Genomic DNA, 12,113 nt, shown 5'->3' with positions numbered 1-12,113 from the left:
CGTCCGCGCCACGGACGGCGCGGCTCGAGCCCCCAGGGAGGGGTTTACGGCGTCTTTACGATCTGCCTGTTTTCACCGTTACGGGTACTTTGTCATTAACCTCACCAACCCCAGGTTGGTTTGGTTTTTCTGTCCCTATCGACAGCCCACCCTCTTCCAGCAATTCGTAAATTGTCTTACCCACTTTTTGCACGGCGCGTTCAATTTCAGCCGTCATCGGTTTGCTGTAACTCAACCGCAAACAATTACGATATTTACCTGAAGCAGAGCTGATAAATCCGGCCGCCACCTGTACACCTAATGGCAACAAACAGCGATTTAGGCGCAAGCTATCAAAACCATGCGGCAATTCGACCCATAACATAAAGCTGCCTTGTGGCCGACTCAAACACGTATTCGGCGGGAAATACTTCATCACCCAACCGGTCATAATGTCGCGATTACGTTGGTATTGGCGGCGCATCCGACGTAAATGCTGCATGTAATGGCCCTGCTTGATAAATTCAGCCATCGCCAACTGTGGCAATGACGCAACCCGTCCGGCAGAGATGTATTTCATGTGTAACGCTTTATCCAAATAGCGCCCCGGAGAAATCCAACCAATACGTAAGCCCGGTGCCACCGTTTTTGAGAAAGAGCTGCACAACAATACCCGCCCATCATCATCAAATGAGGCAATAGTCGGTGGGCGCGGATATTGATAAGCCAGTGCGCCATACACATCATCTTCAATAATGGCGATGTCGTAACGCTGGGCGAGGGTCAATAATGCCTTTTTGCGCTCATCCGGCATATTGTAGCCCAGAGGATTATTGCAGGTCGGCGTCAGTTGCACAGCTTTGATCGGCCATTGATCCAAAGCCATTTCCAAGGCTTCCAGACTGATCCCCACCACCGGATCGGTTGGGATCTCAATCACCTTCATGCCCATCCCTTTTAGGGTTTGCATCGCGCCATGAAAACTGGGGGAATCCACCGCCACAATATCACCGGACTGGCAAACGGCACCTAATGCAATAGCCAGCGCACCGTGGCATCCGGAAGTAATAATAATATTTTCAGCTGATTGATGATTACCACTGTCGAGCATCAGGCGGGCGATTTGTTCACGTAATACCGGCGAGCCGTAAATATTGTCGTATTCCAGCACTTCTTCACTCTGATGAAGACTCACCCGGCTCAATAAACGACTGAGGATTTTAAGCCCAGGGCCAGAAAGATCTGGTGAGCCAGCCCCCAGATGGATAACATCTTCCTGATCACTTTTTTGTAAAAATGCCAGCGTATTTTCCCACTGCGAAATCTCGACCGGCCGCTGTGCATGGGTGCATGTGGCGGGTAAGGAGGGCAAATTTGAACTGCAACGCACGAAATAACCCGACTTCGCCCGCGCCTCAATCAGCAAGCATTCTTCTAGCTGCCGATATGCCTGCTGTACAGTGCTAATACTCACCCCATGCTCGCTACTCAAAAGTCTGACCGAGGGGAGCCGCTCACCGGCGGCATAAAGCCCTGCTTTAATTCGCTGACTAAGAATATCGGCCAGTTGTTGGTAACGAGTCATTGGTATCACCTGATAAATGAGTAAGAAGCAGTACAGATGGCATAGAATTGCACCATTCAGTTGATATATCGCATATCTGTATGGAAATAATAGTCCTAATTTGCATCTGTAATGTTTTGCGCCAAAGTTTCATGCTAATGGCTCACCTACTGACGGGGAGTCGATGATGAATAATATAATTGAAGATCAAATAGATGAATGCTGCTCGTCAACTGTTCGAGCTGCAAAAAATCGCCAAAATATTTTTATTCAATTATGGCGAAAAGCATACAGATATTCGTATCAATGGAATGAGCGGCGTAAAGCAGCCAATATCATGGCAAGATTGAATTCAGATCAGCTAAAAGATATTGGCCTGAGCCGAGAGGATATTAAGCGAGATTACAGCCGCCCGTTTTGGCGCTGAGAAGAAATAATGTGATAAATAGCCCGCAGAGATTGCGGGCTATTGAAGAATATAGGGAACCGGTTAGAAATCGTAGCCCACTGTTGCTTGTACTGAGCGCTCTGCGCCCCAGTAGCAATACGAGGTGCTATAGCAAGCGGCGACATATTTTTTGTCTGCGATATTATTCACATTCAATTGAACAAACGCGCCTTTCAACGATGCAGCCCATGTCCCTAAATCAGCACGAACAGAGGCATCACCCAAGGTATAAGAGGGTACACGCAAGGTATTGGCATCATCTGCCCACTGCTTGCCAATGTAACGAATACCCGCCCCCACATTGATGCCGTAACCCGCCTCATATTGCGCCCACAGCGATGCCATATTGGACGGTGCTAATACCGGTGTATTACCATCATTGCCATCAATTGCATCTTTGAATTTCACGCGATTATAGGTATAACCGGCAATCACACTCAGCCGGTCACTAATCTGACTTCTGGCTTCCAATTCCAGCCCTTGTGAATTGACCTTACCTGCCGGCACATAATAAGTCGCCGGTACTGCACGGTTTGCCACATCATTTTGAGTCAGGTCATATAAGGCGGCGGAATAGAGCGAAGTGCTGCCCGGCGGCTGATATTTGATCCCCACTTCATACTGCTCACTGGTCATCGGTTTCAGCAGTTTTTGCTGTGCATCCGGGAATAAACTTGGCGTAATAGCCTGGCTGTAACTGACGTATGGCGAAATACCGCTATCAAAACTGTACAACAGTGACGCACGCCCACTGGCGTGGTTATCTGTACGTTCATCGGTGCTATTGGCAGTGTTATTAATATTTTCCGTTTTCATCCGATCATAACGACCGGACAGATTCAGGTGCCAATTATCCAGTGTCATTTCGTCTTGCAGATAAACGCCACTCTGTTCATAGCGGCGGCTTAAATAGGATGTATTAATGCCGGGAGTGGTCAGCAGATAATCGCTATACAGTGTCGAACCACCTGAAACACCGGTATAGGGATTTAACGGCGTGGCGTAGGCACTGTCACTGCGCAGATTGTTGCGGAACTTCTGGAAATCAACGCCCAGTAATACTTTATGTTTAACCGCGGCGGTAGCGAAATCCGCTTCCAGTTGGTTATCCACCGCAAACGCATTAAGCGAGGAGTCTTCGCCAGAATAATAGCGATTCATCAGAGTACGGTCGCTATTCCAACCCCCTTGGTAAACTTGCTCTAACTGAGTATTGGAATGGGTATAGCTGGCGTTTTGGCGGAAAGACCAAACATCATCAAACTTATGTGAAAATTCATAGCTATAGATTTGTTGCCAGCGCTTAAAGACATTGTGGTTACTTTCGCCATCAAAGAAGCCGCGACTCAACTTTTGCCCATAAATGCTGCCATCAGCCGGTACCGCACTGTGGTAACCGCCGGAAGGGTCTTTTTGCAAATTAGCGCGCAGTAACAACGAGGTATTTTCATCGGGTTGCCACAATAATGACGGAGCAATCGCATAGCGCTCTTCGCGCTGATGGTCATACATGGTGTCGCTGTTACGGGTTATCCCGGTCAGACGGAACGCCCAATGTTCAGATATCGCGTCGGTATAATCAAATGCCGCAACTTGCGTATTGTTATTACCGGCCGTCAGGCGGAAATGACCTTCAGAAGTAAACTGTGGGCGCTTGGAAGTCATCATTACTACGCCACCAGGGATGCTCTGGCCATATAACGCAGAAGATGGGCCTTTGATAACATCAATACGCTCAAGGAACCACGGGTCCACTTGCAGCACATTATAACTGCCACCATCACTGAGTAAGCGCAGCCCATCAAGGAAGGTATTGTTCACATCACCGCCGTGGAAACCGCGCAAGGCGACAGTGTCATAACGGGTTGCACCACCGGAAAAACCAGTGAAGACACCCGGCGTGTAATTCAGCGCCTGATTAACTGTTGCAACGTTTTGATCGTCCATCTGCTGGCGGGTAACCACTGATACGGATTGTGCCGTCAGGATGAGCGGCTGATCAGTTTTGGTGGCCCCTTTAGTGGTGGTTGCGGTGTAACCAGAGGTGGGTAAATCGGCTTCATGGCCTGCTTTAGCCGTCACTTCTATCGTATCGTCAGCAATAGAGGCTAAGGGTATAAACATAGCCAGTGAACATAAAATAGCGGAGCGCTTTATTATAAAAGCCGAGAACATAGTTATCTTCCCCAGAGAATGAGCATATAAAATAGATGGTTATCAATTAGCATCCATTGCTATTTTCGCCCGGCAAATACCCTTGCCTGTGCGCCACATATCGTGGGTCCATAAGTTCAGGGCACAATTTATTAAATGAGAGTAGTAATTACAATGATAATTATTATCTTTAATATTTAATTTAGGAAAGTGATTATCAGAGTAAGATTATTCAGTAACTCGCAGGGTGTGCCACAATAAGTATCAGGCAAGCATACCTACACAAATTAATGGGTTAATTGTGGTATTCACATTCGGGCTGACAGGTTTTATGAAAAAGAACGAGCACGTTGTTTCACTTCGACATTACCCTCTATTCTGTCTGTTATTCACACTGATTTGTGCATCACTCACCGTGATGTCAACTACAGGTTCGGTCTTGGCGGCGACAACATCAGAGACAACCACTGAAAACGATGAAGAACCGGCGAAACCGGCAGTATCTGTACAATTAATTAGCTTACAAAAACAGCTAGATAAGCTAAAACAAAATGTCTCTGTTAGTACATCAGATAATCAGCTAAACGCGTTGAATGAAACAGCAATAGCGCTAGTGAAGGATGTTGATATTCTTCTGGCAGAATTGAAGCCCAAGCGGGAACAACTACAAACACAATTAGATGTTTTAGGCCCGCCGCCTGCCGCTGGCACACTTACAGAAACACCGATAGTGGCCCAACAACGCCGAGCGCTAAACACTCGTAAAATACAATTAGAAGGCCAGCATGATCAGGCCCTGTCTATCAAGGCGAATGCGGAAAACCTGGAAACACAGATTATCGCCTTGCGGCGAACGGCACTGAAATCACAAATTGCCTTAAATTCCGGCAGTATTTTGGGGGCTAAATTTTGGGCACCGATTGTCAATCCCAATACCGATGATGACAAGCGACTGAAGGATTTTATACAAGAGCTAACCGATACCTGGAATGCTGCCTGGCAGCCCGAATGGCGTACCGGCACGGCAATATACCTGCTGCTGGCACTGTTGATCGGTGCATTGGGCTTTAAATTCCTCGACAAATTGACGGGCTGGTTTTGCACCAAGTGCCTACCTCAAGGCCCATTGCGCCGCAGTTTTATGGCCTCAGCGACCACCTTGTACACCGTGCTGATCACGGTCACCATAGCGCAATGTATCATCCAGGCATTCACTCGCACGTCGGATGTCTCGCAGGTGGTGATGGACTTTGCGCTGGCTTTTATTCAACTGATGTTTTTCTCTGCGTTAGTGGCAGGCCTCGGGCGAGCATTCTTATCCAACCAGCGCCCCTCATGGCGTTTGCCCGCTATTGCCGATGAAGTCGCCGCCTCCCTCAAACTGTTCCCTCCTCTATTAGCCAGTTGCATCATGATTTTTGGTGCTATTGATCAGATGAACAATATGATCAATATCAGCGTATCAGGAACCATTTTTGGCAATGGGATATCGGCCCTATTAGTGGCACTGACCGCCGCCATTATTCCACTACGCGCTAACCGAATACGCCGTAATTTGGTGGTTAATGGCGAAAAGCCAGAAGCTTATTCCACCTTAGCCGGATTGATTCATCTGGCTATTGGCATTACGGCAATAGCGATATTACTTTCTTTGTTAGTGGGATATATCGCACTGGCGAAATTCTTAAGTTACAAATTGGTGTGGGTTTGCCTGGTACTCTCCTGCTTATATTTACTGACCCATCTCTGTGTTGATTTGGCGGAAAGTCTATTTTCACCCACCAGCAGTGCTGGCAAAGCGATTAAACAGACGCTAAATATTGATGATCGTCATCTGGCCCAAGTCGCAACACTATTATCAGCCACCAGCAAAGTGACACTGATATTATTGGCTATTATCGCACTATTTAATGGCTCCTTTGGCTCGACGACACCGGTTTCGCTGTTACAAAAAACCGTGGAACTATTAGGTGGGGAAGGGCTGGAAAAATTAAATATCGTCCCGACGAATTTATTTAATGCCGCACTTTGCCTGCTCATCGGGCTATATGCGCTGAATGTCGCGCGACGTTGGTTAAGTAATGAGTTTCTGCCCAAAACCCAGATGGATACGGGGATAAAAACCTCGGCGGTCACTCTGTTCAGTAATATCGGTTATGTGTTGGTGATTCTGCTGACTTTATCGGTACTCGGCATTCAGTGGAATAAATTAGCCTGGATTGTCAGTGCATTATCAGTGGGTATTGGTTTCGGTTTGCAGGAGATTGTGAAGAACTTTATTTCCGGCATTATTTTGCTCACCGAGCGCCCGGTGAAAGTGGGCGATTTAATCAGTATTAGTGGCGTTGAGGGCGATATTCGGCGTATTAATGTTCGCGCCACAGAAATTCAACTCAGCGACCGTTCGACGGTTATCGTGCCAAACTCCCAATTGATTTCACAGAATGTGCGTAACGCCACGATGGCTAATGCGCAAGGGGTAGTGACCATTGCCCTGACATTCCCGCTGGATTTAGATGTTGAACTGGCGCAAGAGTTGCTGATAGCAGCTTACGAAGAGCACGAATCGATACTCGATACTCCGGCTCCATCAGTGAAATTTAGTCAGTTAAGCCCGGATGGTATTGTGCTCAGTGTCACCGGTTTGGTACCGAGTCCACGTATGGTCAGTAACACCAAAAGTGAGTTGTTATTCAGCATATTAAAGCGACTGCGGGCCGCAGGAGTCTCTCTGGAAATGGCAGTACCTCTCAGAACCCTGCCTACAGCGAATTAACTGTGGGGTAGATAATTATGTGGTCAATAATGGTAACGACAAGTAGCAATTAATAAATTATCACCGGAAACCTCATAAACAAGTCTGTGCTCTTCTGTCATCCTCCGTGACCAGAACCCTGCCAGATTATGTTTAAGGGGTTCTGGTTTGCCCTTTACCTCAAATGGCGTTCTTTGAATATTTTTACTAACCCATTAATGCGTTTGAGGATTTTCTTATCCGTTTGTTGCCAATAAAGATAATCCTCCCAAGAACAACTGGAAAATATAATTTTCACGCTTCAAGTTCCCTTTGAATTCCTTTTCCTGCTCTCAACTCTTCAATTGAGTCCATCAAGTGCTTCGCGTTTGCTAGTGAGCGCAATAAATAAGCAGTTTCTTCCAATGATTCATATTCTTCAAGTGACATAAGAACACAAGAAGTCCCATTTTAACGGGTGATGAGGATGGGGGCTCGATCCTCAACCGTTTGCACCATCGTTGTTGACAAATTCTGGCGTACTTCACTATAACTAATTGTTCTCATGGAAATAAGCCTCATTCATTCCGAATTTTACAACCCATGATAAGCGAGAAAAACCACACAGATAATAACCTGTACAGTGTGGCTTTAAATAAACTTATTGAGATGCGAAAAGTGACGCCACATCCATAAAATTACATTTTCGCCGGACTCAGGCTAAACACTTTTGGATTGCGCCCTAACCATTGGGCAGCTAAGACATTGACCTGCTCAAGTGTGACCGCTTTCACCTGCTGCTCTTCTTGAGCCAATAAAGCAAAGTTGCCATCGTCGCTGGCAACTTGTGCCAGTGCATCAGTCCAATAACTGGCACTGCTACGGCTGGCATCTTGCTCGATCCACCAGGCTTTTTTCGCTTTATCCAACTCTGATTGCGTGACACCCGCCGTGGCTATTTGCTGTAAAACCTTCTGCGCCATTTGCGCCATTTCCTGTGAGCGCTCAGGGGCTGAGGTAAAGTTAAGCCGTGCCAGATAATAAGGCTGTGGCAGTTTTGCCAACAGTTGTGAGAAACCTAACGTATAAATACCGCTGGCTTGCTCGCGCATATCATAACGCAACCGCAATGTGACGATTTTATCCAATAATTGTAGTGCCAGTAGGTTCGGCTGCGACCAATTAGCATCGGCTGAGAACTGCATACTGACCATCGTTTTCGGGCTACTGGCGAGCGGATAATCGAGGCTCATCGCCTGGTTCAGCGGCTTTATTGCTAAATCGCGCCAATGCAAACGCTGTTCGCTGCGCGGCAAGCTGCCCAGCCATTTTTCCACCAGTGGCTGTAAGCGCTTCTCATCTAACGCACCACTGAGGGTCACGGTCATATCTTGCGTGGCAGAAAAGAGTTGCCGATGGCGTTGTTCAAGGCCCGCCACGGTGAAGTTACGCCACGGCCCTGTTGCGGTTACCAGCAACCGATCGCCATGTTGATAACCCGCTTGTGTAATGCTGTCGAGGAAGCGGCGCTCAACGGGCTGCTTCTCCAATCCCAACCCAACTGATTGTTTCTGTTGCGCTAATTTTTCTGCGGAAAACTGCGGCGCGCTGATTTTCAAGTACAGCAATTGCAGTAATGGCTCGAGTTTGTCTGCCGGGGCCGAACCGCGCAGGCCGTGGAATAGCATCTCATCATAAGGAGCGATAGCCACTTCGGTTTGTTTACCTAATTGGGCTAACTGGCGTGGGTTGTATTGGCTGTAGCCACTAACTTCCGGTAATCGCATCGCCCAATTCACTTCGCCGACACGACTATCATCCTCCAACGAGCGCCCGCCCGGTATCCGTAGCGAGAGTTGCACATCATCTTTTAAACGGTTATTGGCTTTCACAATCACCCGAATACCATTACTCAATGTCCAGAGTTGGGTATCGGGGATAGGCAAAACCTGGCGCTGCACAATCTTACCGGCAGGCGGCGGGGTGACAGTCAAGGTAACCGGCTTCGGTTTCAGGGTAAACGGCCCTGGAGCACTTTGGCGAATACTGTTCCACATCGTCGCCAATTGCTGGTTGTCCACCAGTGACTTATCACTATCCGGGCCAATCAGTGCCAGCCGGGCAGATCCTTCCTGTAATAATTCAGCCACTTGCGCCTGAACATGCTGTGGGCCGATGGCCTCAAGCCAGGTTTTGGTCATCGCAAATTGCTGCTGTTTGTTTAGCATTGGCAGTTCAAATTCAATGGCGGTGGTGAGATTATCCGCCAGATACCCATGCTGATAGCGGCTCTCGGAAGCTGCCTGCTGGCTCAGCTTGATAAGGATTTGTTGACGGGCCGCATTCAGCTCCGCCTCACTAACTGGCACAGTTGCCATTCGCTGCAACTCAGTGAATAGCTGGCGCAATGTGCCGTTATAGTCACTACCTTGCGGGCGGGCAATCATCAAATGTTGAATACGACGCTTATCCAGCAGGGCACCTTGTTGGTTGATGCTCGCCACCGATAATAGGTCGTTATCCACCAGCAAAGACAGCCGCTGATTAAAAATAGTCAGCCACAAGGTATCAAGCAGATCACGCCACTGCCCATTGTCACTGTTTAGCGGGGCCGCGAGATCACGTTGTAGTGCTAGCTGAATAATGCGCGTCCCCTGCTCAGCATCAAATACCGTGCTAAGCATCAACCCTGGTTGCTGGGCAAATTTCGACCAACTGGCATCATCCTTCGCCAACTTCTCTGGCACAGGAATCGCGAATAACTCATTGATCTGTTTGCGTAAATCCTTCACTTTAAATTGGCCAACTACCACCAATGCCATGCGCTGAGGCTGATACCATTGCTGATAATAATTAACAGCTTCGCTGACAGGAGCTTGTCGCACCACAGCCAGCAACCCAATAGGATCACGTTCTGCATAGCGGCTACCGTGGTAACGTAGCTGCTCCAAAGCCTGATTGATACGGAACCCCACACCTTGGCGCAAGCGCCACTCTTCGACGATCACCTGCCGTTCTTTATCAAAGACGACGGGTTCAAAGCTGATGCCCTGCGCCCAGTCCGATAAAATTCTCAGCCCCAACGTCAGTTGTTTTTCATCGGCATTTGGCAGAGACAGCTTATACGTGGTGGCATTCAAGCTGGTCACAGCATTGACATGGCTACCCAGTGTAATCCCTTGTTTCTCGAGCGATTTAAAACTGCTGGTGCCGGGGAAGTGACGAGTGCCTTTGAACGCCATATGCTCAACAAAGTGGGCCAGCCCGCGCTGTTGCTCACTCTCTTGCAATGAACCACTGTTCACCAACAGGCGCAGTTCTACACCGGGTTGATCACGCGGCAACAGGTAAACCTGCATACCATTACCGAGAGTGAAATGCTGAAGATCAGCACGCACCGGCAGTGTTTGCTCTTGCGCTGAAACCGGCAGAACACAACCCACAAACAGGCAAACGAATAATGTTCGCACTAGTTGGTTAAACATGGTGTGGCAACTCCTTGAATAACATCGGATGAATCGTCGAGGTGGTATTGGTGGTCGGCAATATCAGCCAGGAAGGTTTGATGGCTGACCAGCAGTACCGCGCTGTTCGGTAACTGCTGTCTAAGCAACTGTAATAAGTGACGAGCACTAGCGGCATCCAGCGCAGCGGTAGTTTCATCCAGCAAAATCAGCCGAGGCTTATTCAGTAACAAGCGGGCGAACATCAGCCGTTGCTGTTCGCCACCGGACAGACGCTGTTGCCAATCAGTTGACAGCGCTAACTGATAATTCAGTTGCGGCAATCCAACTTGCACCAACACTTGCTGCAATTGCGCTTCAGTGAAATCTTCGCGTTGTGCCGGATAAGCCAGTAAGTCATCCAGTCGCTCATGGGGCAGATAGAGGCGCTGAGGCAACCAGCTCACACTGTCACTGCGCTGAATGCGGCCCTGATAATGAGGCCAATGGCCACTTAAAGTGCGTAGTAAGGTAGATTTGCCGATCCCCGATCGCCCTTGGATCAAGGTCAGGCTGCCCGCAGAGGCATTAAGAGTAATATTGCTCAATAACATCGCGCCATCGGCAGTATAGAGATCCAGTGCAGCGCGCAGTGGCAAGCCGCCGTCTGGCGCACTTTCAACCGGGCTAACCGGCTCAGCATCCAGTAACACCACAAAGTTATACAAGCGGGTGACCGTGGCCTGCCAGGCGGCAATCTCACGGTAAGAGAAAATAAACCAACCCAACGCCCCTGCAACTTGTGCAAAAGACTGGCGGATTTGCATCAACCCGCCCAGTAATAACTCACCGGCCAAAAACTTGGGTAGTGCAAAGAAAATGGGTGCCAGCGCACTCAGTTGTTGATAGCCCACCGTGAAGAATGAGAGGTTTTTTTCATAGCGAATCAGCTGATACCAGTTATCGGCTACTGCACGGAAACGTTGTAATAATGCTGCACGCTCATGGTATTCACCGCGCTGCCCAGCAATGGCGTCACTGGCTTCACGGCGAGCAATCAAGCCACTGCGGTAATCCGCCTCACGCCGTTGGCGATCCATATTAAGCTGGCGCAGCGGATACCCAATCCAATGGGTCAAGCCAATGCCTAGCACGGTGTACAGAATACACACCCAGAACATATAGCCCGGTAGGGTGAAACTGTGTTGTGCCAGCGAGAAGCTAATACTGCCAGAGAGTTGCCACAAAATAGTAGCGAACGAAATCAGAGTGAGCAGTGAATGCAGGAAAGTAATGAGCAACCGTAGGCTGGATTCAATCAGCAACCGGACATCTTCGGCAATACGTTGGTCGGGGTTATCCGGCACCAGCGCATTGATTTTTAACGCATAATGTTGGCCTTTATGCGACAACCAGCGCGCCAGAATATGTTCGGTCATGCCGATACGCCAGCGCATAATCAATCGCTGCTTAAGGTAGTCAGCAAAAACCACCACCAAAATCAATGCGCTGACCAACAGGATGAAATGCTGCAATAACTGGTACAGCGCCTGGCTGTTCAGTTGCTGTAACGCGTTGTAAAAATTGCCATTCCATTGGTTCAGTTGCACATTAAACCAAACAGAAGAAAGGCTGAGCGCCAATACCACCAGCAGTAACAACCAGGCCAGCAGTGCTGAGCGGATGCCCCAGAACGGTCTGGCGAGGTAATAGAATTGTTTCAGTGTTTTCATAATTTGTTCTTTTTCATAAATAAGGCCAATGGCTTTCATCAACAAACTGCCAGCATGA

Annotated in this window: 6 protein-coding genes and 2 pseudogenes; 2 read left to right on the top strand and 6 right to left on the bottom strand. The window is 48.5% G+C overall.

The window, feature by feature from the left end:
• Positions 1-55 precede the first annotated feature (55 nt).
• On the bottom strand, positions 56-1,564 hold the full coding sequence (locus FGL26_RS17695) for an aminotransferase-like domain-containing protein (RefSeq protein WP_011815404.1): 1,509 nt from the start codon (positions 1,562-1,564) through the stop codon (positions 56-58).
• A gap of 166 nt (positions 1,565-1,730) precedes the next feature.
• Between FGL26_RS17695 and FGL26_RS17690 the strand changes: the two genes are divergently transcribed.
• Positions 1,731-1,970, top strand: coding sequence for a DUF1127 domain-containing protein (locus FGL26_RS17690; RefSeq protein ID WP_005175613.1), 240 nt, complete (start codon positions 1,731-1,733; stop codon positions 1,968-1,970).
• Positions 1,971-2,033: 63 nt separating this feature from the next.
• Here FGL26_RS17690 and FGL26_RS17685 read toward each other — a convergent pair whose 3' ends face one another.
• Positions 2,034-4,166, bottom strand: a complete 2,133-nt coding sequence (locus FGL26_RS17685) for a TonB-dependent siderophore receptor (RefSeq protein WP_005175615.1) — start codon at positions 4,164-4,166, stop codon at positions 2,034-2,036.
• Positions 4,167-4,584: 418 nt separating this feature from the next.
• Here FGL26_RS17685 and FGL26_RS17680 point away from each other — a divergent pair, with 418 nt between their 5' ends.
• A complete protein-coding gene (locus tag FGL26_RS17680; protein ID WP_170219577.1) occupies positions 4,585-6,921 on the top strand; it encodes a DUF3772 domain-containing protein in 2,337 nt (778 codons plus the stop codon).
• A 23-nt stretch (positions 6,922-6,944) separates the two neighbouring features.
• Here the strand turns inward: FGL26_RS17680 and FGL26_RS17675 are convergent.
• The 4 genes and pseudogenes from FGL26_RS17675 to FGL26_RS17660 form a co-directional block, all read right to left on the bottom strand.
• Positions 6,945-7,198: pseudogene (locus FGL26_RS17675) on the bottom strand (Txe/YoeB family addiction module toxin).
• Positions 7,195-7,446, bottom strand: a pseudogene (yefM, locus tag FGL26_RS17670) (YoeB-YefM toxin-antitoxin system antitoxin YefM). Before yefM ends, FGL26_RS17675 begins: the two co-directional pseudogenes overlap by 4 nt.
• A gap of 131 nt (positions 7,447-7,577) precedes the next feature.
• On the bottom strand, positions 7,578-10,364 hold the full coding sequence (locus FGL26_RS17665) for a M16 family metallopeptidase (protein ID WP_005175621.1): 2,787 nt from the start codon (positions 10,362-10,364) through the stop codon (positions 7,578-7,580).
• The gene (locus tag FGL26_RS17660; protein ID WP_032903292.1) at positions 10,349-12,055 is read right to left on the bottom strand and encodes an ABC transporter ATP-binding protein/permease; all 1,707 of its coding nucleotides are present in this window, start codon (positions 12,053-12,055) and stop codon (positions 10,349-10,351) included. The genes FGL26_RS17665 and FGL26_RS17660 overlap by 16 nt, the downstream gene beginning before the upstream one ends.
• Between the last annotated feature and the right edge of the window lie 58 nt (positions 12,056-12,113).

This window comes from Yersinia enterocolitica subsp. enterocolitica, assembly GCF_901472495.1.
Classification (GTDB): Bacteria; Pseudomonadota; Gammaproteobacteria; order Enterobacterales; family Enterobacteriaceae; genus Yersinia; species Yersinia enterocolitica.
Note: the sequence above shows the minus strand (reverse complement) of the source record. Positions and strands in the feature narration are given on the sequence as shown.